Genomic DNA, 23,360 nt, shown 5'->3' with positions numbered 1-23,360 from the left:
ATGCGGGCCCTTGCGCCTGTTCACCTCATCAGGCCAGTAATCATCATGCGCTCACCGGCCCGAAGCGCCTGTATCTCAAAGGCCGCATTCGGCAAAAAGCCTGGGCAGGACTTCATCCGATCCGGTCAGGTCGAATGTCAGTTCATGGGCGGTGCCGTCCGCGCTGGAGACATTGAACGTGACCTCGCTGCTTTCGGAAAAGTCCTTCAGGATGGTGTGGGCGTCTTCATTGAAAAGAGCGGCGCGCACGCCCTCCATGGTGTTGACCCAGCCTTCCTCATAATGCCGGTCACCGTCGACCGTGTAATTCACGTCGATAAAGCCGTCATCGGCCACTGCAAAACTGTCAGGCTTGGCTGTAATATCGTGGTCGAGCGCGACGATGAGCGTGCCATCCAGGCATTCGCCGGCAAGCGTCCAGTGCTTTTTCTCGGTCATCAGTTGATATTCATTGGCCGCAACCATCAGCTGGTCGATATCGTCATAGCCCTTGGAATCGTCGCCATAGGACCACCAGCCGACCATTTCCTTGTAGCCGTTTTCCGAGGCAATCTGGCCGTAGAAACCGGAATAATCGATTTCCGGATGATCCGGGTCGGCCCAGTCCTGAGCGAATGCGGCGGAGGCAGATAAAAGGATGACAAGCGGAAGATATTTCATATGCAGGGAAATCCTCGAGAAGGCGTTGTTATGTAGGTGAAGGGATACGATCTAATCAGAATACTACGTCATTTCAATGATATAAAAGTCTATATCGTGATCTCGAATGTCAGCGTAAAGCAAATATCCAATCAGTAGTTGAGACCGTGAAGCCGGACGGTATCTACGCGGGCAAAGCCGGTTTCTTGCCGCGTATGTATTGACCTTGCATGGTTGTTCGATCTTAATCCCGGCTTCGGCTTGGGGCACAGCAGCGGGGCCGGGGGATATGGCATGACACCGGGGGCAGGCAGGATTTGAAAGCGACAACATCACGATCCATCGGCAAGGGCATGAAGGGCCGTTCGCTGTACCGGGTGTTTTTTCATGTCATTGCCGCTTTCGGGATTATCTTTTTCGCCGGTGCCGGTTCGGTTGCCATGGCGGCCTCACATAGCTGGACCGGGGCGTGGCTTTCGCGCTGGTTCGATGGCGGCGCACGCGTCTACCTGCAGCAGGAAGACAACCAGGTCACCGGCCGTTACCCGGCCTATAACGGTCGCCTTGAGGGCGAGGTCGAAGGCAACCGGCTTGTCGGCACATGGAATACGCCGAAGGGCAGCGGCTCGTTCGAGTTCGTCATGTCGGACGACGGGCAGAGTTTTGTCGGCCGTTTCGGCAACACCCAGTGGTGGACGGGCTCGCGCATCGGCTTCGACCACGATCAGGATCTGCGCGCCTTCCAGTCGTCGCCGTCGGAAACCCTGCGCACCTTTCTGATCGCCGCCGAAGCGGTCGGGAGCGGTCGTCTGGAATTTCAGGATGATCTGCTGTCGCTGCTGATCTTTCCGGGCGGCGGACGGGAAAACCATGCCCGTGAACTGGCGCCGCTGATCCTTCTGCTCGACCAGTTCACCGTCGATCCCGATATTTTCGAGACACAATCGCCGGAGGGCGACGAGGCCGAACTGGTGCTGACGCGTTATGACGGGCGGACGCTTCCGCTGCAGTTCCGCCGGGTCGGCGAGGACTGGTTCATGATCGCGCCGCCAGCTGAAACCGTTACACGTCTTTTTGCCGAGATTTCGGACGAAACGGACAGTGCTGTCTACCGCAGCGGCGGGCGCTTCGATGGTTCCACGCCAAGGGCGGCGATGGAAAGCTTTATCGATGCCATGCGTGGCGGCCCTGCATTGCGGGAAACGGCCGTCGCCGCGCTTGATCTTTCCGAACTGCCCTCTGTCGTGCGAGATCGTCAATCCGTTCTGGTCGCCGAATATCTGAACGAGGTAATCGCGCGGATCGGCGAGGTGGTGTTTCAGGAAATTCCCAACGATCCGGGCTCACGGGAACCGTTCATCTATTTCACCCATCCGGCCGGCGATATCGTTCTGGCGCCGACGGAGACCGATGACGGGGTGCAGTGGAAATTCACACCGGAAACCGTAAGCTCGGTCCGCTCGCTCTATGCCGCTACGGAAGTCCTGCCCAAAGCCGTGCGGGTGCTGCCGTATGACACCCATTCGAAAGCCCATTATTTCAAGCTGCGGGCCTTTGTCGCCGGCACGGTTCCGGCGGGCCTTCAACTCGTGGGGCCGTTGGAAGCCTGGCAATGGGCGGGGCTGACGACCGTGTTTGTGGCGGCTGTCCTGGCAGCTTTCCTCATTGGCGCGGCGTTGTCATGGATCGCCCGGCGGAGCGGTGCGGCAGCCAAGAATGTGACATTTGCGATCTGGGGCATTCGCCTGCTGGTGTTCGGCATCATCAATTATGCCGGTTTTGCCATTCTCGGCCTGCCGTCCCAGTTCGGCAGCATGATCAAGTCGATGGCGGTCCTGATGATCATCGCCGGCGCCATTCCCATCGAGTTCTGGCTGGTTGACCGGATTCACAGCGCGATCACGCGGGCAGGGCTGGTCAATCCACGCGGCCAGATATTGTCGTCGCTTCTGGTCGGCGTCGCCAAGGTTCTGGTGCTCTGCGTCAATATACTGGTCTTTGCGGAGGCGCTGGACATTCCCTATGGCGCAGCCGTTGCCGGCCTCGGCATCAGCGGCATCGCGATTGCCTTTGCCGCGCGTTCGACGCTGGAAAACGTGATCTCGGCCTTCATTCTGTTCGTGGACCGGCCCGTCGATGTCAATGATTTCGGACGTTTCGACGGGCGTATCGGCTCGGTCGAACATATCGGCCTGCGCTCGACCGTGATCCGCACGCTGGAGCGAACGCTGTTGACGATACCGAATTCCGATTTCATCAGTTCCAATATCGAGAATTTCACGCGGCGCGACAGTATTTTGATGCGCCGGACATTTGCGCTGCGCCCGGAAACCCGCCCCGACCAACTGCGTTACCTGTTGACGGAAATCCGGCGGATGCTGATTGCGCACCCGAAGGTTCTGCCGGACCCGGCCCGCGTGCGGCTTCTGGGGGTTACGGAAAACCGGGTCGAATACGAGATTTTCGCCTATATCCAGACCACCGACTATTCCGACTTTCTGGCAATACAGGAAGATGTGGTGTTTCGGATGATGGCGCTTGTCGAAGAATCCGGGACCGATTTCGCCTATCCGGCCCAGACGCTCTACTTTGCGCGTGATCGCGGCATTGATCCGGAAAGGGGCGGCAAGGCCGAAGACGAGGTCGCAAAGTGGCGTACCGGCGGCACGCTGCCGTTTCCGAACCTGACCGCCGAAGAAGTCGCGAAACTGCAGGACACGCTTAACTATCCGCCCGAAGGCGCGCCGCCGGAAAGCGAGCAGTTCAGACCCGTCGGCCCCGAGCGCCCGAATGTGCAGAAACGCCGTTTCCGTCTTTTCCGGTTTGGCTGGCGGTGAGGCCGCGCAAAACGCGGCCTCGTGTGGCAGTTTCTGTTATCGGGTTGCCTCGTGCTCGCTGGTGAGCACGACCGCCCATCCATCATTCAGCGGTGATACCGTGACGGTTTCGCCCGGTTTCAGGCAACGGTTCACGCTCATGCGGTGATTGTTGGTGCCCTTGATCACGCTGCCGTTTTCGAGACGGATTTCATTCTTGCAATGATTGATGCCGTCGGCGTCGGGTGCGCAATCGGTGTCGCTGAGGATGACGCCGGTCATCGCTGTTTCGCCGGCGGGAACTTCGCCTTCGAGCATCTGCAGCAGGTAGCGCCCGTTCTGGCCGTTCTCGACCCAGGACGAAATGGTTTCACCTTCCGGGATTACGGGCTGCTGGGCGCTGATTGCGGCCGGTGCAACGAGCAGGGTGGCGGCGATACCGATACCGGCGAGACCAGAGACGGCGCGGTTGCGAATGTGTTTCAGCATTGGAGTTCCTCCTTACTCGCTGTCATTGCCGTGCGCCATGGCGCCGGCGTGATGGTCCTGCATTTCTGCGGCATCGAGCATGCCGTCTCCATTCTTGTCGAGATAACCGAACATGCGTTCATGCATGCCCTGGAACTCGGCAAGCGACAGGCTGCCGTCGCCATCGGCGTCAAGCATGATCACCATCATGTCGGGGTTCATCATCCCGTTCATCATGGAGCCACCCATCATCGGGCCGGTCATCATGCCGGACTGCATCATGCTGCCGGCATTGGTGTCTGCCCCGGTTGCCGGATGGTGGGCAGGGTTGGCATTGGCTGCGCTGATACCGAAGGCGAGCGCGAGTGTGGAAGCGATAACGATCTTGCTCATGGATCATCTCCGTCTTGAGCGTTTTCTGAATAATGGATCGCAATCCATTGTAAAAAAAGATATTATTTACACATGGAGTGAGAATTTATGGTTCGCAGAACGGTAGGCTTTTACCTGTTGAAAGGGCTGCGAACGCTTCAGAGCGCGGAGATGGGAGGGGGGATTTCCGGGGTGACGGGCAGGCTCGTCAGGACCGTGGGCGGCAGGACGCCGCGCACCGAAACGCCGCTGCGAGCAATGCCTCGGTCGATGTCGGCGGGCAGGAACAGCCCGCACGCACCATGATAAAGGCACGACGTATGGATCATGCTCTTGCCGCAATCTGCGGAAGCCTGGATCGAAACCGACTGCGCATTGCAGACCGCCATGTCGGAAGGCTGATAGCTGAAGGCCGTTCCCGCGCCGCCGACAAGGCCGAGCAGGAAAATCATGGCAACAATGAATGCGCGCAATCGGCCGAACATGGTGTCTTCGATTCGTCAGTCTTCAAGCAACGTAGATGCTGCTGGCAAATCTGGCACATTTTATGAAGGCTTGGAATTGATCAGGATCATACCGTCCCGCCTTGCCTCAAATCGGAGTTGGCGGCCCTGTTTTCAGGCCCGTCCTTTTGGCGCGTAACGTTAGGAACAATGGACGTCGCCCTTGACCTTCCAGTGACTGGAATCCCTATATCGGTCACACTAACCCGACAGGAGGTCAAGGATGCAGCATTCTCACACGGATCATTCAAGCGGTTCCGCGCCGTCCGACGAAAAGACTGTGCGCGATCCCGTCTGCGGCATGATCGTCGATCCCGATGCCGGCAAGCCAACGGCCGAACATGATCACCGGCTGTTTCACTTCTGCTCGGAAAAATGCCGCGACCGGTTCTTGCAGGAACCGGAAGCCTTTCTGACGGCAGAAGACCCGGTCTGCGGCATGTCTGTCGATCGCGCCAGCGCTGCACACATGCTCAAACATGAAGGCGAGCGGTTCTATTTCTGCTCCGAGGGCTGCCAGTCGAAATTCGAGGCTGATCCCGAGCGCTACAGCGAAGGCAGGCCTGAACCGGAGCCCCAGCCGGAAGGCACGCGCTACACTTGCCCGATGCATCCCGAAATCATTCGGTACCATCCCGGCGACTGCCCGAAATGCGGCATGGCGCTGGAGCCGGTGACGCCGTCGGCGGATACCGGACCGAACCCGGAATATGTCGATTTCAAACGCCGGTTGATGATCACCGCGCCGCTGGCGCTGGCCGTCTTCGTGCTCGAAATGGGCAGCCATCTGGGTCTGCCGTTCGAAGACTGGTTCGGCCATACGCTGTTCGGCTGGCTGCAATTCGCACTGGCCACGCCCGTCGTCTTCATCTGCCGGCCGTTCTTCAAGCGCGGCTGGGCCTCGATCGGCAACAAGAGCCCGAACATGTGGACGCTGATCGCGCTCGGCACGGGCGCGGCCTATCTCTTCTCGGTCATCTCGCTTGTCGCGCCCGGCCTTTTCCCGGAAACGATGCGCGACAGTGCGGGCATGGCGCCGGTCTATTTCGAGGCGGCGGCCGTCATTCTGGTGCTGGTGCTGATCGGCCAGGTGATGGAGCTTGCCGCGCGTGAACGCACCGGCGACGCGATCCGTGCGCTGCTCGATCTGGCGCCGAAGACCGCACGCAAGGTGAGCGATGACGGTGAGGAAGACGTGCCGGTCGATACGCTGCAGAGCGGCGATGTGCTGCGTGTGCGCCCCGGTGAAAGCATTCCCGTCGACGGCGTTGTGACAGAGGGCCATTCCTCCGTCGATGAAAGCATGATCACCGGCGAGCCGGTTCCGGTTGAAAAGACCGAGGGAGAACCGGTCACCGGCGGCACGCTCAACAAGACCGGCAGTTTCCTGATGCGGGCGGAAAGTGTGGGCGCGGAAACCACGCTTTCACGGATCGTCGATATGGTCTCCAAGGCCCAGCGCTCGCGTGCGCCGATCCAGGCGATGGCGGACCGGGTGGCGGCGTATTTCGTGCCCGCCGTCGTCTCCGTGGCCGTGATCGCCTTTCTGGCATGGGTCATCTTCGGGCCGTCGCCGGCGCTCTCCTATGCCTTTGTCGCCGCCGTTTCTGTGCTGATCATTGCCTGCCCCTGCGCGCTTGGTCTGGCAACGCCGATGTCGATCATGGTCTCCACCGGACGCGGCGCGCATGCCGGCGTGCTGATCCGCGATGCCGAAGCGCTGGAACGCTTTTCCAAGGTGGATGTGCTGGTGGTCGACAAGACCGGCACGCTCACGGAAGGCAAGCCGGCGCTCACCGATGCCGAAACTGTGGACGGGGGCGAGCGCGCCGAACTGCTGTCGCTTGCCGCGGCTCTGGAGCGCGGTTCCGAGCATCCGCTGGCCGAGGCCATCGTCTCGGGTGCGCGCGAGGCGGACGCGCCGGAAAAGGACAGCAGCGATTTCGATGCCGTCACCGGGCAGGGCGTGACCGGAACCGTGGACGGAAAACAGGTCGCGCTCGGCAATACCGCGCTGATGGAGGCGAAGGGCGTCGATATCAGCGCTCTGAAAGAGCGCGTTGACGCCTTGCAGGGCGAGGGTAAGACGGCGATGTTCGTCGCGGTCGATGGCTCGCTTGCCGGCATCGTCGCGGTCGCCGACCGGGTGAAGGACACCACGCCGGATGCAATCCGCGCGCTGCACGAGGCCGGCATGCGCATCGTGATGGCAACGGGGGATGCCGAGGCCACCGCGAAGGCTGTTGCGGGCACGCTCGGGATCGATGAGGTTCACGCCGGCGTAAGCCCTGAGGACAAGCACGACCTGATCGAGCGGCTGCGCGGCGAGGGGCGCTCCGTCGCCATGGCCGGTGACGGCGTCAACGATGCCCCGGCGCTGGCGGCGGCCGATGTCGGCATTGCCATGGGGACGGGGGCCGATGTGGCCGTTGAAAGCGCCGGTATCACGCTGGTGAAGGGCGATCTGACCGGTATTGTCCGCGCCCGCCACCTTGCGGAGGCGACCATGGCCAATATCCGCCAGAACCTGTTCTTCGCCTTTGTCTATAACTCCGCCGGCGTTCCGCTGGCGGCGGGCATCCTCTATCCCTTCTTCGGCATCCTGCTGTCGCCGATCGTCGCGGCTGCGGCGATGAGCCTGTCCTCGGTCTCGGTCATCGGCAACGCGCTGCGGCTGAGGGCAACGAAGCTTTAGGGCAATTGCGGAAAGGCGCTAGCGGAAGTCGAAGGCCGAAAGGCCGGCGACCATCTCGTCAAGACCGAGCGGCCGGGTGACCGGCGGCTCGGCACGCGACAGACAGCCCGACCGCTCGCAAAGGCGACAGACGGGGCCGACCGGCACGGGCTCTGCGGCGGCATTGCCCGCCGCGCCGTAAACCGTGGCGGCGGCGTGGTCGCGCCGCAACCCGAGCAGGATTGCCGTCAGGTGAGGGCGCTCGCCAAGGGCCGGTTCCGGGCCTTCCAGCGTGTGGGCGAGGGCGAGATAACCCACGCCATCGGGCATTTCCACATTCTGGATCACGATGCGGCCCGGCCGTGCGAAAACGTCATAGAGGTCGAGCCGCGGACATTCGCCGCGAAAGCCCGCATGGGGAAAGCCTTCCGCGCCGATGCGTCTGAGCACGTTGCCGGCCTGATCGATCTCCATGGCAAAGAAGGGCAGGCCGGCATTGTCCAGACGCTGCAGGCTGATGAGGCGGGTTGCCGCCTGCTCGAAGGAGACGTTGAACCGGCCGCGCAGAAGGCCGATGTCGAAGCGGTCGCGGCGGGCGGCTTCGATAAATGGCCCGTAGGGCATCATCAGCGCCAGAGCCGCATAGCGGGCAAGTTCGAAACGGGCAATCCGCCGGGCCTCGTCGCTGGAGAGGCCGAGGCCGCCGACCGCATCGGCTATCGGCTCGGCAAGCGCCAGCAGGGCGGCCTCTATGGCGATTTCGCGCTGGCGGTCATAAGGGCCGAAGCGGGCCGAGATGAACAGGCGCATGGTGTGCCGGTCGAAGCGGCGGCCGAGATTGACCATGGCATGCGGCGGCAGGATCCTGACGGCAATACCATGCCGTTCCATCAGCCATGTCTTCAGCGCGGCGGAAAGATCGTCGCCGGGATCGAGTTCGCCGTGCAGGGCCTCGGCGGCGCGGTCAATCGCGTCGAAGAAATAGGGGCGGCGCGATATCGCATCGCGGACCTCGTCATGCGGCAGGCGTTTGCCCGGCAGGTGCGTTTCGCGCCCCTCATGGGCCAGAAGCGCTGTGAGGTCGGAAAGGCGCGCGGCCTGTTCGCAATAGGCGCGGTAAAGCTTGATCATGCCGAGCGCGGCATTGGGGGCGGCCTCCGCCACCTCCAGAAGCTCCTGATCGCCGGGCAGTTCGCCGGAAAGCAGTGAATCGGAAAACACCGATTTGAGCTGGCTGATCGTGCCCGCACTCTCGCCCTGCAACTCGCCGATATCGATGTCGTAGACGCTCGCCAGTTTCATCAGAAGCTGCACCGTCAGCGGCCGCTGGTTGCGTTCGATGAGGTTGAGATAGGACGGCGAGATCGCAAGCGCCTCCGCCATCGCGGTTTGCGTCAGATCGAGCCCCTTGCGGATCCGCCGCAGGCGCGGCCCTGCAAAAATCTTCTTTTCCGCCACCGGTCTCTCCTGGTTCGGAACGAGGATAGTGTTTACAAAATTTACAACATTACAATATCGATCAGTCAAGCCAAAGACAAGATGACCCGATTATCGACTTGATTTGTGCTAATTCTATAGCTTTTCATTCGTCAAATCAGTAAAAAATTTCATATGAAATGCGGGTGCCTGAATTTTTCCATTGTGGCCGCATCCATACTGTCCTGAGGAGGAGAAAAGGTATGACTGAGTTTTACAATCTTGTTGAAAGTGCCCCGAACGGCCGTTTCGACGGTATCGAGCGCCCCTATGGCCCCGAGGAGGTCCGGCGTTTGCGCGGTTCCGTGAGAATCCGGTCCACATTGGCGGAGGAGGGCGCCAAGAGGCTGTGGCAGCTGATCCATGAGGAGGATTTCGTCAATGCGCTGGGCGCGCTTTCGGGCAATCAGGCGATGCAGATGGTGCGCGCCGGGCTGAAGGCCATCTATCTTTCCGGCTGGCAGGTCGCGGCCGACGCCAATACGGCATCGGCGATGTATCCCGACCAGTCGCTTTATCCGGCCAATGCCGGCCCGGAATTGGTAAAGCGCATCAATAAAACGCTTCAACGTGCTGATCAGATTGAAACATCCGAAGAAAACGACCTTTCGGTCGATACCTGGTTTGCGCCCATTATTGCCGATGCGGAGGCCGGTTTCGGCGGCCCGCTCAACGCTTTCGAGATCATGAAAGCCTATATCGAGGCGGGGGCTGCCGGCGTTCATTTCGAGGACCAACTGGCGTCGGAAAAGAAATGCGGCCATCTCGGCGGCAAGGTGCTGATCCCGACCGCCGCCCATATTCGCAATCTGACAGCCGCGCGGCTTGCCGCCGATGTCATGGGCGTACCGACGCTGGTCATCGCCCGCACGGATGCCGAGGCCGCCAAGCTGCTGACATCGGATATCGACGCGCGCGACCGGCCCTTTGTCGACTATGACGCCGGCCGGACGGCGGAGGGTTTTTATCGCGTCAAGAACGGGCTTGAGGCCTGCATTGCCCGCGCCGTTGCCTATGCGCCTTACTGCGATCTGATCTGGTGCGAGACCTCGAAGCCGGATCTGGAACAGGCGCGCAAATTCGCCGAGGGGGTCCACAAACACTACCCGGGCAAGCTTCTGGCCTATAACTGCTCGCCTTCTTTCAACTGGAAGAAAAATCTGAGCGAGGAGGATATCGCGCGCTTCCAGAGGGAGCTCGGCGCCATGGGCTACAAGTTCCAGTTCATCACGCTGGCCGGCTTCCACCAGCTCAATTTCGGCATGTTCGAGCTGGCGCGCGGCTATCGCGACCGGCAGATGGCGGCCTACAGCGAGTTGCAGCAGGCCGAATTTGCCGCCGAGGCCAACGGCTACACCGCAACACGCCACCAGCGCGAGGTCGGGACCGGTTATTTCGATGCGGTGTCGATGGCGATCACCGGCGGTTCCGGTTCGACGACCGCCATGGGCGAATCCACGGAAACGGCACAGTTCCATGCCGCCGAATAGCGCGGATGCAACCTGAAAGCTTGCGAAACAGGAGGAGAAACCATGACCCGCAAGATCAATGTCAAGGAACGGGCCGAGGCCCAGTCCACGCGTATGTCCAGCGAACAGCAGTCCGCAATCCGCATGGTCGCCAATGACCTGCACCGGCTGAACCAGTCGGTCATGAAGGCTGTGGATGCGGGCGTATCGGTAGAAATCATCCGCTCGGCCCGCCACCACGGCGGCACCAGGAGCTGGGGCGATCTTCTGGTGCCGATCATCATCGCAGGGGCTGCGGAGGAGCCGGAAACCGAAACCGATCTGGCGGCCGGGTGAGAACCGTTGCCGGGAAAGACAACGGGCAGGGCGGTTTCCGCCCTGTCCGTCCTGGCTAGAGCGTTTCAGACTGAAATGGAAACAGTTCTGTTTGCCCAAACCGGTCATTCCACGCGAAGAAGCCCGCGCGGCATAGCCATAGCTATGGCGAAGGGCTTCGACAAAGTGGAGGGCCGGTTTCGGCAAACCCTGAAGGGCGGCATGAATATGCGCCATTACCGGCGGCTTTCGGCTTGGACATAGCTTCGGCTATGTTCTGCGCCAAAGTCCTTGGTCCTGGCGCATATTCCTTGCCGCAGAACGATTCCATTTCAGTCTGAAACGCTCTAGAACAGCAGTACCTTTGCGGGCATCCAGAGACCCATCAGCGTCATCATCAGGCTTTCCGTGAGCGACACAAAGCCGAGCGGCACGGACGAACCGCCGCCGACGCAGGCGCATTTCAGCTCACGCTTGTCGATATAGACCGCCTTGAAAATGCTGACAGAGCCAATAATCCCGATGAAGAGGGCGACCGGGGCGGATATCCAGACCAGCGCTCCGGCCGTCATCAATATCCCGGCCAGGGCTTCGCCAAACGGATAAATCCGGCCATAGGGCACCCAGCGACGGGCCAGAAGGTCGTAATTCAGGAACATCGTGGAAAAGCTCTCGATATCCTGCAATTTCTGGATGGCCAGTATGGTCATGGAAAGCGAGATGAACCATTCCACCATCCGCACTGTCAGCGGCGTACCATATTGGTGCCAGGAAAGCCCCAGCGCCAGCAGAAGCGCGACGGCGAAGATCGCGATCACCGGCGTGTAGCTCGTATCGCTTTGCTCCTCCGGTGGCGGATCGAGCCTGAAGAAAACCCGCAGATCGTCATAGCCGCCGATGCGGTCTCCGTCGATGAAGGTCTGCGGTGTTGTCTCGACCCCATGTTGTTCCATGAAACTGTCTGTTTCCTCCCGGGTCTTCAGGTGGTGGTCTTCCACCTCGTAACCCTTGCTCTTCAGGAGATGCCGGGATTTTAGCCCATAGGGACAGACATGGTCGGGCATGACCATTCGGTAGAGCTTTGCGGTTTTGGTTCCGTTGGTCTCGGACATGATGCCTCTCCTCGGTTTTCCGGCTTGAATACAAAAATCCCGCCGGCCTTTCGGGCGGCGGGATTTTGCCTGGCCGCTCCGGCAGGCTGATCTTTACGACTGGCTGTTGCCATTCGGGCGCGAGCGGGCGTGATTGGCCGAGGTGCTGGCGTCCGGTTCCTGGCCGAAATAGGTGCCGCCGAGATGGCCGCCGGCCCCCATATGCTCAACCTGGCGCAGGGTGCGTTCTGTTTCCTTTTCCTTGTCGATCTTGCTCATGGCAATTTCTCCTCTGGTTCGGACACTCATCTGAAAAACGAGCCGAGGCGAAAACTGTTCCATGATTTCAATAGGAAAAACCGACTGCGCCGATGACCGCTGCATTAGCCGTGGGTGCGGATCGTGTCCAGAAACTCCGCGCCGTAGCGTTGCAGCTTGGTCTTGCCGACGCCCTGAATTTCGAGCATGGCTTCCGCTGTGGCCGGACGCTCGCTGGCAAGTGCGATCAGCGTGGTATCGGGAAAGATGACATAGGGCGGCACCGCGAGTTCCTTGGCAAGCGCCGTGCGGGTGGCGCGCAGCGCCTCGAACAGCGATTGATCCTGTTCGGACAGTGCCGCCTTCGCATCATTGCGCCTGCGTGTGCCGGTGGAAGCCTTGCCCTTGGGTGTGCGGTCGACTCGGAACCGCAATGACTGCTCGTGGCGGAAGACGGCACGGGCGCCGGGCTCCAGCTTCAGCGCGCCGAAGGCGTCGTGGTCCACACGGATCAGCCCCTTGGCCAGCAATTGCCGATAGACCGATTGCCATGTCTTGCGCGCGATATCCTTGCCCGCACCGAAAACCGGCATGGTGTCATGGCCAAACCGTTCTGTCCGCTCGGTGGCGTTGCCGGTCAGCACATCGATGACATGGCCGGCGCCGAAGCGCTCGCCGGTGCGATAGATCGCGGCCATGGCCTTGATCGCGGCTTCCGTACCATCCCATGTTTCCACCGGCGAAAGGCAGGTGTCGCAATTGCCGCAATGGCCGTCATGCTGCTCGCCGAAATGGGCGAGGATGGCCTGTCGTCGGCAATCCGCGGTCTCGCAGATGCCGAGCAACGCGTTGAGCTTGGCGCGTTCGACCCGCTTGACCTCGTCGGCGGCGGCGTTGCGGTCGATCATCCGGCCGCGCTGGGTGACATCGGCCATGCCGTAGACCATCCAGGCTTCTGCCGGCAGGCCGTCACGTCCCGCGCGCCCGGTCTCCTGATAATAGGCTTCCACGGACCCAGGCAGATCGAGATGGGCGACGTAGCGGACATCCGGCTTGTCGATGCCCATGCCGAAGGCGACGGTTGCCACGAGGCAAAGCTCGTCTTCCTTCAGGAAAGCGTCCTGATGGGCGTCGCGGGTCTCGCGCGCCATGCCGGCGTGATAGGCAAGTGCGTGGATGCCCTGCGTGTTCAGCCATTCGGCGGTTTCCTCCACCTTGGCGCGCGACAGGCAGTAGACAATGCCGCTTTCGCCCTTGTGGCGGGCAAGGAAATCCAGAAGCTGTCGGCGCGGTTGTTCGCGTTCGACGATCTCGTAGGTGATGTTTGGGCGGTCGAAGGAGGTGGTGAACACGGCCGCGTTCTGCAGCGCCAGCCGTTCGATGATGTCCTCGCGGGTGTGGGGATCGGCGGTTGCCGTCAGCGCCATGCGCGGCACGCCGGGAAAGGCCTCGGCCAGCCTGTCGAGGGCGCGGTATTCCGGCCGGAAATCATGCCCCCACTGGGAAACGCAATGGGCCTCATCAATGGCGAACAGAGCAATGTCGAGGTCGCGCATCATCTCCGTGAAGCCGGGCGTGGCGACCCGTTCGGGGGTTACGTAGAGAAGGTCCAGCTCGCGCCGCGCCAAGGCCCGCCGGGTGGCGATGAAATCCTCCTGTGACAGCGAGGAATTGAGCGCTCCGGCGCGAACGCCCAGCTGTTTCAGCGCCTCGACCTGATCGCGCATCAGCGCAATCAGCGGCGAGATCACCACCCCGACGCCGCTGCGGCAAAGCGCGGGCAGCTGATAGCACAGCGACTTGCCCGCGCCTGTGGGAAACAGCACCACTGCATCGCCGCCCGACACCACCTGTTCAACCACGGCGCCCTGTTTGCCGCGAAATTCGGAATAGCCGTAGATCTCGCGCAGGACGGTGAGCGGATCGGCGGTGGGGGCGGTGGGATAGGGTGCAGTCAATGGAGATTCCTTCGTGACGGAGTTCCATTATCGCAAATCCAGCCGCCCGGTGCGACCCTCTCTTGCAGAAATCACGGCGATCAGCAGGCCTGTCGGGGGAAAATACCCGAAACACCGGTTATGCCGTTTTGTCTCGGTCTCGGTTGGGCAAGGCGACACACTCTCACGTCATTCTCGTGCTTGACACGAGAATCCAGGGCCAGACGACGGGCTTCATGAAAAGCGCTGTTGCTTGGTGACGTGAGCGGAATTGATGCTCGGATCAGGTCCGAGCATGACCCTGTGGGGAGGCCGGTGGCAACACCATCGACAGCGTTTCCGGTCTGGTCAGTCGTTTGGCGATCCAGATACCGTTTGCGCAGGGTCCACCACGTGCTTTTCCCGTGAAGTAGGCTTTTATCCAGAGGTCCGGGGGGAAGCAATCAGCCCCGGATTTCCGAAACATAGACCAGACGCTTTTCCCGTGCCGAGATATCCGCCGCCTCGGCAATTTCCAGCGCCTTCAGCCCGTCATCGCCGCTTGGCGACATCGCCGCGCCGGATTTCAGATTTTCGGCAAAGCTGCGGATTTCGGCGGCGAAGGCTTCGACATAGCGGGTCATGAAGAAGTCGTAGATCGGCGGGCGCAGGAAACCTTCGGCGGTGGCAAGCTCGATCGAGGCCGGGCGGAGGTTTTCGGCAGAGACCGCGCCCTTGGACCCCAAAACCTCGATCCGCTGGTCATAACCGAAGGTGGCGCGGCGCGAATTGGAAATCGTGCACTGACGGGCGGAGACCGTGGTCAGGATGGTCGATGCGCTGTCGAAATCGCCGATCTTTCCGATTTCCGGGTCGATCAGCGCCGAGCCGCTGGCCTGCACCGTCTCGATTTCCTCGCCGAGCAGAAACCGGCTCATGTCGAAATCGTGGATCGTCATGTCCTTGAAGAAACCGCCGGAGGAGGCGAGGTAGGAAACCGGCGGCGGGGCGGGGTCGCGCGAGACGATATGCAGCATTTCCGGGTTACCGATCCGGCCATCGGCGATCGTCTGTTTCAGCGCCTGGAAATTGGGGTCGAAACGGCGGTTGAAGCCTAGCATCAGCCTTGTGCCGGTCTCCTCCACGACGGCAAGGCACTGGCGCGCGCGGGCCGAATCGAGATCGACGGGCTTTTCGCAGAAGATCTCCTTGCCGGCGCGGGCGAATTTTTCGATCAGGTCTGCATGCGTGCCGGTCGGCGTGGCGATGATGACGGCATCGATGCTGCTGTCATTGGCAATCTCATCGATGGTCGAAACGCCGGTTTCATAGGTCGCGGCGATTTCGTTGGCCGCTTCGGTATTGGCATCGGCGACGGCGGCGAGCCTGACGCCGGCCACCGAAGTGACGGCGCGCGCATGCACGCGGCCGATGCGTCCGGCACCCAAAAGTGCAATAGATACAGTCATATGTCCTCCCGCTGTTCCGCATCTGCGGCCGATCTTGTGCCGCTTGATGAAATGGAATAAAAATTCTAAAAACATCAAATGTGGAATATGTCAAGCGCAATAGCGGAGCCCAGTCATGCCCAGCCACACCAGTGCGGCGCCCGATACGATCGATGCCTTTTTCGCCCGTCTGGCGGAGCGTTCGCCGGCCTTTCCCAAGCGGCTGAAACAGTGCGCCGATTTCGTTGCCGCCAATCCCGACCGGGTGGCGGTGTCGACGGTTGCCGAACTGTCGGGCGAGGCGGGCGTGCAGCCATCAGCGTTCATGCGGTTTTGCCAGGAACTGGGGTTTTCCGGCTTTTCGCAGATGCAGCGGCTGTTTCGCAGCGACTATTCCCGCAAATGGCCGGATTATGCAACGCGGATCGATTCGCTGCGCGATCATGGGTCCGACAGTCCGGCAGCGCTGCTTGCAGAATTTGTCGAGGTCGGCCGGCTTTCGCTGGAAAATCTGCTGACATCGGTTGAAACCGAAGCGCTGAACCAAGCGGTGGAGATGCTGGCGGGCGCCGAGACCATTCACCTTGTCGGCTTCCGCCGGGCTTTTCCCGTCACCTCCTATCTCGCCTATGCCTTCGAGAAGATGGATATTCCCGCCATGCTGCATACGGGCATTGCCGGGCTGGGGTTGGAATATGCAATCCGGCCCAATGATGCCGTGCTGGCCGTCACCTTCGCTCCCTATACCGAACGCACGCTGGAAATCGCCGAGGCGGGCAGGGCGCGCGGCGCGGGCCTTGTCGCCATCACAGACTATGTCACCAGCCCGCTGGTGCAGCTTGGCGCAACCACACTGAATGTCGCCGAGCCCGATGTCGGCGCGTTTCGTGCGTTATCGGGGTCGCTGTCGCTTGCCATTTCGCTGGCCGTCTCGGTCGGCGCGGCCCGCGAAAACCTTAAAAATGGAAAATAAATATTGCAAAAACCAAAAAATGGAATTTAAATTCCTTCTGCGGAGCGTGATCTCTTTTACGTTCCTGCACTGAAATCTGCCCTTGCCGGGAGGAGGTCGGGGTAGGTTCATCCAAGGAGGAGGACTTGAGCATGAAAAGCAGATTTCTTGCACTGGCGGCTGCAGCCGTCGCGCTGACCGGCCTTGCGCCGGCAGCCGCGCAGGCCGAGGGCGAGCGTTTCGTTCTGATCTCGCATGCACCCGACAGCGACAGCTGGTGGAACACCATCAAGAACGCCATCAATGTCGCCGGCGAGCAGATGGATGTGGAGGTGGAATACCGCAATCCGCCAACCGGCGACCTTGCCGATATGGGCCGTATCGTCCAGCAGGCGGCAGCGTCCAACCCGGATGGCATTATCGTGACGATTGCCGATTTTGACGTGTTGTCGGGGCCGGTTTCGGATGCCGTGGCCAAGGCCATTCCGGTGATAACCATCAATTCGGGCACCGAAGAACAGTCGAAACAGCTCGGCGCGATGATGCATGTCGGCCAGCCGGAATATATGGCCGGCAAGCTGGCGGGCGAACGCGCGAAAAAGGAGTCGGGCGCCGACAGCTTCCTGTGCGTCAACCACTACATCACCAACCCGGCATCGGTTGAGCGCTGCCAGGGCTTTGCCGATGGTCTGGGCGTCGAACTCGGCGAGCAGATGATCGACAGCGGCATGGACCCGTCCGAGGTCAAGTCGAAGGTCATGGCCTATCTGAATTCCAACCCCGATACCGGCGCCATTCTGACGCTCGGTCCCAATTCCGCCGAGCCGACGATTGCCGCACTCGACGAGATGGGCCAGTCGGGCGAGATCTATTTCGGCACCTTCGACCTTTCGAGCGGAATTGCCGACGCGATCAAGGCCGGCACGGTCAATTTCGCGATTGACCAGCAGCCCTACCTGCAGGGCTATCTGCCGGTGGTCATTCTCACCAATTATGCCCGCTACGGCGTGATGCCGGGTAACTCGATCAATTCGGGCCCCGGCTTCATCACCGACAGCAATATCGAACTGGTTGAGAAATACGCCGGCCAGTATCGCTGACCTTAGACAATGGCGCCGCCGCGCGGGCCTTTTCGCGCGGCGGCTTTTCCGGCCTTGGCCGGCCCCTTGAGACACCCGGCACGGCAGGCAGCGTCACCGCGCCGCCGTTACGGGAATCTGTTGCCTGCGTGGCGGAGAGAAATCGATGTCCAAATCCCAATCCCAAAAGCCGCACCGGCCGATCGAGGAACTGATCCTTGAAGAGCGCATGCGCCCCGTGCCGCGCTGGCGCAAGGCGCTGATCCGGCCGGAACTCGGCTCCATCTGCGGCACCATTCTGGTTTTCCTGCTGTTTGCCGCGATTGCCGGCGACAGCGGCATGTTTTCGGCCGAAGGCTTTATCAACTGGGGCACGGTGTCAGCCCAGTTCGCCATCATCGCGGTAGGCGCCTGCCTGCTGATGATCGCGGGCGAATTCGACCTGTCGATCGGCTCGATGATCGGCTTTTCCGGCATTGTCATCGCGCTCTTGACGGTGCAATGGGGCTGGCCGGCATGGGCGGCGATCATCACCGCCTTTGCCGTCGCGATTGCCGTCGGCGCGCTGAACGGCTTTCTGGTGATCCGCACCGGCCTGCCGTCCTTCATCGTCACGCTGGCCTTTCTGTTCATCCTGCGCGGCCTGACGATCTTCATCGCCATCTCGACCACCGGCAAGACCATTATCGGCGGTGTGCGCGAGGCGGCGGAGGGCGACTTTGTCGCTTCGCTTTTCGGAGGCAAGGTCTTTGGCTGGTTTTTCCGCTGGCTTGCCGACAATGACATGATCGCGACCTTCGTTGCCGGTCCCCGCGCCGGTCAGCCGGTGGTCGACGGCATTCCCATGCTGATGGTCTGGGCGCTGATCCTCATCATTTTCGGACACTTCCTGCTGGTGCGCACCAAATTCGGCAACTGGATCTTTGCCGCCGGCGGCGATGCGCAGGCCGCGCGCTATGTCGGCGTGCCGGTCAATCGGGTCAAGATCCTGATGTTCATGCTGACGGCCTTCTGCGCCACCATCTTCGCCACCTGCCAGGTGATGGAATTCGGCTCGGCAGCGGCAGACCGCGGGCTTTTGAAGGAGTTCGAGGCGATCATTTCCGTCGTCATCGGCGGCGCGCTTCTGACGGGCGGCTATGGCTCGGTCATCGGTGCGGCCCTTGGCGCGCTGATCTTCGGCGTTGTCCAGCAGGGCCTGTTTTTCGCTGGCGTCGAAAGTTCGCTGTTCAGGGTGTTCCTCGGCGTCATCCTGCTGCTGGCCGTTATTCTCAACACCTATATCCGCCGTCGCATCACGGGAGAACGCTAGTCATGAGCGCACCTCTGATCGAACTCGAAGATATCGAGAAACATTTCGGCCCCGTCATCGCGCTGGCCGGTGTGTCGCTGTCGGTGATGGCCGGTGAGTGCCATTGCCTGCTTGGCGACAATGGCGCGGGCAAATCCACCTTCATCAAGACCATGTCCGGCGTGCACAAGCCGAGCTATGGCCGTATTCTCGTCGACGGCAAGGAAGTCACCTTCAACGACCCGCGCGATGCGATGGCGGCCGGGATTGCCACGGTCTATCAGGACCTGGCGATGATCCCGCTGATGTCGGTCACCCGCAATTTCTGGATGGGCCGCGAACCGGAGCGGCGCATCGGCCCGATCAAGGTGTTTGATCACAAGAGGGCGGGGGCGGTCACCGTTGAGGAGATGGCCAGGATGGGCATCCACCTGCGCTCTGCCGATCAGGCTGTCGGCACGCTTTCCGGCGGCGAGCGGCAGACGGTCGCGATTTCCCGCGCGGTCTATTTCGGCGCGCGCGTGCTGATCCTCGATGAGCCGACCTCGGCGCTTGGCGTGCGCCAGACCGCCAATGTGCTGTCCACCATCGATGCCGTGCGCAAGAAGGGGATCGGCGTCGTCTTCATCACCCATAATGTCCGCCATGCGCTTGCCGTCGGCGACCGCTTCACCGTCATCAACCACGGCAAGACGCTCGGCACCGCCAAACGCGGCGAGATCAATGCCGAACAGTTGCAGGACCTGATGGCGGGCGGGCGCGAACTTGTCGAACTCGAATCCTCGCTTGGAGGCACTGTCTAGAGCATGCACGAACTCGATTGTCTCACGATCGGCCGCTCCTCGGTCGACCTATACGGTGCGCAGGTCGGCGGCCGGCTGGAGGACATGCTGTCCTTCGAGAAATATCTTGGCGGCTCGCCGACCAACATGGCGACGGGTGCCGCCCGCCTCGGCCTGAAATCCGGTCTCATCACCCGCGTCGGCGATGAACATATGGGCCGTTTCATCCGCGAGGAACTGGTGCGCGAAGGCGTGGATGTCTCCGGCGTGGTGACGGATCCGGAACGCCTGTCGGCGCTGGTGATCCTGGGCATTCGCGACGAGGAACAGTTTCCGCTGATCTTCTACCGCGAGAACTGCGCCGATATGGCGCTGTGCGAGGCGGATATCGACGAGGCGCTGATTGCGCGGACCCGTTCGCTGGTGGCAACCGGCACGCATCTTTCCAACCCGCAGACCGAGGCGGCGGTGCTGAAGGCGCTGACCCTTGCCCGCAAACATGGCGCCCGCACCGCGCTCGATATCGACTACCGTCCCAATCTGTGGGGACTGTCCGGCCATGGCGACGGCGAAAACCGCTTCATCGCGTCTGAAAAGGTTACCGCCAAGCTGCAATCGACGCTCTCGCTTTTCGATCTGATCGTCGGCACGGAGGAAGAGTTTCACATCGCCGGCGGCACGACGGATACGCTTCAGGCACTGAAGAATGTGCGCAAGGTGAGCGCCGCGACACTTGTGCTGAAACGCGGCGCTGAGGGGGCTTCCGCTTTCGAGGGCGATATTCCAGATGATATCGATGGCGGCGTTGCGGGAAAAAGCTTCCGTATCGAGGTCTTCAATGTTCTGGGCGCCGGGGACGGCTTCATGGCCGGACTGCTGAAAGGCTGGCTGAAGGATCGCGACTGGCAGGAAAGCCTGACCATTGCCAATGCCTGCGGCGCGTTTGCCGTCTCCCGCCACGGCTGCACGCCGGCCTATCCGAGCCTCACCGAGCTTGAATATTTTCTGGAACATGGCGCTGAAACGCTGGCCCTGCGCAAGGACAAGGCGCTGGAGCAGCTCCACTGGTCGACCAACCGTCATGGCGAATGGCAGGAAATGCGGGTGTTTGCCTTTGACCACCGCATCCAGCTGGAAGATATGGCGGCGCAATGCGGCGCGCCGGCCGACAGGATCAGCACGTTCAAGGAGCTTTGCCTGAAGGCCGTGTTGAGCGTTGCAGACGGCAGGCCCGGTCACGGGATCCTGTGCGACAACCGGATTGGCCGCTCGGCACTCTACAAGGCGGCGGGAACCGGTCTGTGGATCGGCCGCCCGACGGAATGGCCGGGCTCGCGCCCGCTTTCGCTCGAACCCGAGCTTGGCGAGGATATCGGCGGGCTTTCCGAGTGGCCGGCAGAGCATGTCGTCAAGGTTCTGTGCTTCTATCACCCGGACGACGATGCGCCGTTGAAAGCCGATCAGGAGGCGACGCTGAAACGGCTTTTTGCCGCCGCTCGCCGCAACCGTCTGGAATTCCTGATGGAGGTTGTGTCATCGAAGCATGGCGAAACCGATGATATGACGGCGGCAAGGGTGATCGACCGGCTTTACGAGATTGGCATCTATCCCGACTGGTGGAAGCTGGAGCCGCTGACCTCCGAAGCCGCATGGGCCAATGTCTCGGCCGCAATCGAGCGCAATGACCGCTACACCCGCGGTATCGTGGTGCTCGGCCTCGATGCGCCGGAACAGGAACTGGCGGCAAGCTTCAGCACGGCTGCGCGCTTCCCGCTGGTCAAGGGCTTTGCCGTCGGCCGTTCGATCTTTGCCCAAACCGCACGCGCCTGGCTTTCCGGCGCGATTGGCGATGATCAGGCCGTGGCCGAAATGACGGAAAAATACAGCCGGTTCTGCCGCTACTGGGATGAAGCGCGAAACCGGACCGAACAGCATGAAACACAAGAGGCGTTTTGATGAAAACGATACGCTTGACCGCCGCGCAGGCACTGGTGCGCTATCTCATTGCCCAGAAGAACGAGGATGGCGATCTCGTCATTCCCGGTTGTTGGGCGATTTTCGGGCACGGCAATGTCGCAGCCCTCGGCGAGGCGCTTTACGGCGTGCGCGACAGTTTTCCCACCTGGCGCGGCCACAACGAGCAGACCATGGCCCATGCCGCAATCGCCTATGCCAAGGCGAAGAACCGCCGGCAGGCCATGGCGGTGACCACGTCCATCGGCCCGGGCGCGACCAACATGGTCACGGCCTGCGCGCTGGCCCATGTGAACCGCCTGCCGGTGCTGCTGATCCCCGGCGACGTGTTTGCCAGCCGCGCGCCCGATCCGGTGTTGCAGCAGGTCGAGGATTTTGACGATGCCACGGTTTCGGCCAATGACTGCTTCCGTCCCGTCAGCCGCTACTTCGACCGGATCACCCGTCCCGAACAGCTGCTGACCGCGCTGCCGCGCGCGCTTTCGACGCTGACGGACCCGGAGCGCTGCGGCCCTGTCACGCTGTCGTTTTGCCAGGATGTGCAGGCGGAAGCCTTCGACTGGCCGGAAAGCTTCTTTGCCGAAAAAATCTGGTATCAGCGCCGCCCGGCGCCCGATGCGGATGCGCTGGCGCGCGCCGTCGATGCGATCAGGGCCGCGAAGCATCCGCTGATTGTCGCCGGCGGCGGCGTTCTTTATTCCGGTGCGAGTGATGCACTGAAAGCCTTCGCGGAAAAGCATCAGGTGCCGGTCGCCGAAACGCAGGCCGGCAAATCCTCGCTTCCCGCAAGTCACCCGCTGAACCTCGGTTCCATCGGCGTGACTGGCTCGTCTGCCGCCAATGCGATTGCAGCCGACGCCGATCTGGTGATCGGGCTCGGCACCCGGTTTCAGGATTTCACCACCGGCTCATGGTCGGTGTTCAAGAATCCGTCGCGGCGCATCCTCGCCATCAATGTCACACCGTTCGACAGCTACAAGCACGACGCCCTGTCCCTTGTCGCCGATGCCCGCGTGGCGCTCGAAGCGCTCGGCGAGACGCTTGGCGCACACGCAGCTCCTCCCATCGACCCCGAGCTGAAGAAAACATGGATGGCCTCCGTTGCCGCCGCAACCGATGCGCCCTCCGGCAATGCGCTGCCCAGTGACGGGCATGTGATCGGTGCCGTGCAGCGCCAGAGCGGCGAGGATTCGATCGTGGTCTGCGCCTCCGGCGGGCTGCCCGGCGAGCTGCACAAGCTGTGGCAGGCGGAAAAGCCCAATGGTTATCATCTCGACTATGGCTATTCCTGCATGGGCTACGAAATTGCCGGCGGGCTCGGCGTCAAGATGGCGCTGCCGGAACGCGATGTCATTGTCATGCTCGGCGACGGTTCCTATCTGATGGCCAATTCCGAACTGGCGACCTCGATCATGCTCGGTCAGAAGATCACGGTCGTGGTGCTCGATAATCGTGGTTTCGGCTGCATCAACCGGCTTCAGCAGGCAACCGGTGGCGAAAGTTTCAACAATCTGATCGACACCGCGCGCCATGTGGTGCCTGCCGATATTGATTTTGCCGCTCATGCTAGAGCCCTTGGCGCAATCGCCGAGAAGGTCGATGACATTGGCGCTCTCGAAGCAGCGCTTGCCCGCGCAAAATCCAGTGAGCGCAGCCATGTCATCGTCATCGACACCGATCCAATGATCACCACCGAGGCCGGCGGCAACTGGTGGGATGTGGCCGTGCCGGAAGTGTCCGAACGTGACGCGGTGAATGCCGCGCGCAAGGCCTATCTCGAAGACCGCGCCCGCCAGCGCGCCTTCGACTGAGTTCTTTTGCCTTTGAAAGAGTGAAC

19 protein-coding genes are annotated in these 23,360 nt (G+C 61.5%); 10 read left to right on the top strand and 9 right to left on the bottom strand.

Going from position 1 to position 23,360, the window contains the following annotated elements; genetic code table 11:
• Positions 1-75: 75 nt before the first annotated feature.
• A complete protein-coding gene (locus ABID12_RS18615) occupies positions 76-660 on the bottom strand; it encodes a VCBS domain-containing protein (RefSeq protein WP_106304382.1) in 585 nt (194 codons plus the stop codon).
• A 296-nt stretch (positions 661-956) separates the two neighbouring features.
• Between ABID12_RS18615 and ABID12_RS18610 the strand changes: the two genes are divergently transcribed.
• Complete coding sequence (locus ABID12_RS18610) at positions 957-3,476, top strand: mechanosensitive ion channel family protein (protein ID WP_354435597.1); 2,520 nt, start codon at positions 957-959, stop codon at positions 3,474-3,476.
• A gap of 36 nt (positions 3,477-3,512) precedes the next feature.
• On the opposite strand, the gene ABID12_RS18605 is transcribed toward ABID12_RS18610, so the two are convergent.
• From ABID12_RS18605 to ABID12_RS18595, 3 genes are all read right to left on the bottom strand, one after another.
• Positions 3,513-3,944 carry a hypothetical protein gene (locus ABID12_RS18605; RefSeq protein ID WP_354435596.1) on the bottom strand — a complete coding sequence of 144 codons (432 nt, stop codon included), beginning with the start codon at positions 3,942-3,944 and terminating at the stop codon, positions 3,513-3,515.
• 12 nt (positions 3,945-3,956) lie between these two features.
• Positions 3,957-4,316: a penta-EF hand family protein gene (locus ABID12_RS18600; RefSeq protein ID WP_354435595.1), complete on the bottom strand. Its 360-nt coding sequence runs from the start codon at positions 4,314-4,316 to the stop codon at positions 3,957-3,959.
• A gap of 137 nt (positions 4,317-4,453) precedes the next feature.
• Complete coding sequence (locus ABID12_RS18595; RefSeq protein WP_354435594.1) at positions 4,454-4,780, bottom strand: hypothetical protein; 327 nt, start codon at positions 4,778-4,780, stop codon at positions 4,454-4,456.
• Positions 4,781-5,021: 241 nt separating this feature from the next.
• Between ABID12_RS18595 and ABID12_RS18590 the strand changes: the two genes are divergently transcribed.
• The gene (locus tag ABID12_RS18590) at positions 5,022-7,493 is read left to right on the top strand and encodes a heavy metal translocating P-type ATPase (RefSeq protein WP_354435593.1); all 2,472 of its coding nucleotides are present in this window, start codon (positions 5,022-5,024) and stop codon (positions 7,491-7,493) included.
• Positions 7,494-7,511: 18 nt separating this feature from the next.
• Here ABID12_RS18590 and ABID12_RS18585 read toward each other — a convergent pair whose 3' ends face one another.
• A complete protein-coding gene (locus ABID12_RS18585) occupies positions 7,512-8,930 on the bottom strand; it encodes a helix-turn-helix domain-containing protein (RefSeq protein ID WP_354435592.1) in 1,419 nt (472 codons plus the stop codon).
• A gap of 221 nt (positions 8,931-9,151) precedes the next feature.
• On the opposite strand from ABID12_RS18585, the gene aceA reads away from it, so the two are divergent.
• Together aceA and ABID12_RS18575 are read left to right on the top strand one after the other, a co-directional pair.
• On the top strand, positions 9,152-10,438 hold the full coding sequence (aceA, locus tag ABID12_RS18580; RefSeq protein ID WP_354435591.1) for an isocitrate lyase: 1,287 nt from the start codon (positions 9,152-9,154) through the stop codon (positions 10,436-10,438).
• A gap of 42 nt (positions 10,439-10,480) precedes the next feature.
• On the top strand, positions 10,481-10,753 hold the full coding sequence (locus tag ABID12_RS18575) for an SMc00767 family acetate metabolism repressor (RefSeq protein WP_354435590.1): 273 nt from the start codon (positions 10,481-10,483) through the stop codon (positions 10,751-10,753).
• A 326-nt stretch (positions 10,754-11,079) separates the two neighbouring features.
• Here the strand turns inward: ABID12_RS18575 and ABID12_RS18570 are convergent, their stop codons facing one another.
• From ABID12_RS18570 to iolG, 4 genes are all read right to left on the bottom strand, one after another.
• On the bottom strand, positions 11,080-11,847 hold the full coding sequence (locus ABID12_RS18570; RefSeq protein WP_435528262.1) for a MauE/DoxX family redox-associated membrane protein: 768 nt from the start codon (positions 11,845-11,847) through the stop codon (positions 11,080-11,082).
• A 90-nt stretch (positions 11,848-11,937) separates the two neighbouring features.
• Positions 11,938-12,102, bottom strand: a complete 165-nt coding sequence (locus ABID12_RS18565; RefSeq protein WP_181190699.1) for a hypothetical protein — start codon at positions 12,100-12,102, stop codon at positions 11,938-11,940.
• Positions 12,103-12,206: 104 nt separating this feature from the next.
• Positions 12,207-14,039, bottom strand: a complete 1,833-nt coding sequence (gene recQ / locus ABID12_RS18560) for a DNA helicase RecQ (protein ID WP_354435588.1) — start codon at positions 14,037-14,039, stop codon at positions 12,207-12,209.
• A gap of 422 nt (positions 14,040-14,461) precedes the next feature.
• Complete coding sequence (gene iolG / locus ABID12_RS18555; RefSeq protein ID WP_354435587.1) at positions 14,462-15,466, bottom strand: inositol 2-dehydrogenase; 1,005 nt, start codon at positions 15,464-15,466, stop codon at positions 14,462-14,464.
• A 115-nt stretch (positions 15,467-15,581) separates the two neighbouring features.
• Here iolG and ABID12_RS18550 point away from each other — a divergent pair, with 115 nt between their 5' ends.
• The 6 genes from ABID12_RS18550 to iolD all read left to right on the top strand — a co-directional run bounded on the left by ABID12_RS18550 (position 15,582) and on the right by iolD (position 23,334).
• On the top strand, positions 15,582-16,418 hold the full coding sequence (locus ABID12_RS18550; RefSeq protein WP_354435586.1) for a MurR/RpiR family transcriptional regulator: 837 nt from the start codon (positions 15,582-15,584) through the stop codon (positions 16,416-16,418).
• Positions 16,419-16,549: 131 nt separating this feature from the next.
• Positions 16,550-17,497 (top strand): sugar ABC transporter substrate-binding protein, encoded by a 948-nt coding sequence (locus ABID12_RS18545; protein WP_354435585.1) that lies wholly within the window; start codon positions 16,550-16,552, stop codon positions 17,495-17,497.
• Between the two features lie 208 nt (positions 17,498-17,705).
• Complete coding sequence (locus ABID12_RS18540) at positions 17,706-18,788, top strand: ABC transporter permease (RefSeq protein ID WP_435528261.1); 1,083 nt, start codon at positions 17,706-17,708, stop codon at positions 18,786-18,788.
• Positions 18,789-18,790: 2 nt separating this feature from the next.
• Entirely contained in the window at positions 18,791-19,570 is a 780-nt protein-coding gene (locus tag ABID12_RS18535) for an ATP-binding cassette domain-containing protein (protein WP_106312157.1), read from the top strand.
• Positions 19,571-19,573: 3 nt separating this feature from the next.
• Entirely contained in the window at positions 19,574-21,505 is a 1,932-nt protein-coding gene (locus tag ABID12_RS18530; RefSeq protein WP_354435583.1) for a bifunctional 5-dehydro-2-deoxygluconokinase/5-dehydro-2-deoxyphosphogluconate aldolase, read from the top strand.
• On the top strand, positions 21,505-23,334 hold the full coding sequence (gene iolD / locus ABID12_RS18525; protein WP_354435582.1) for a 3D-(3,5/4)-trihydroxycyclohexane-1,2-dione acylhydrolase (decyclizing): 1,830 nt from the start codon (positions 21,505-21,507) through the stop codon (positions 23,332-23,334). Before ABID12_RS18530 ends, iolD begins: the two co-directional genes overlap by 1 nt.
• Positions 23,335-23,360 lie beyond the last annotated feature (26 nt).

This window comes from Martelella mangrovi (assembly GCF_040545495.1).
Classification (GTDB): domain Bacteria; phylum Pseudomonadota; class Alphaproteobacteria; order Rhizobiales; family Rhizobiaceae; genus Martelella; species Martelella mangrovi.
The sequence above is the reverse complement of the archived record's forward strand: the minus strand, read 5'-3'. Positions and strand labels throughout refer to the sequence as shown.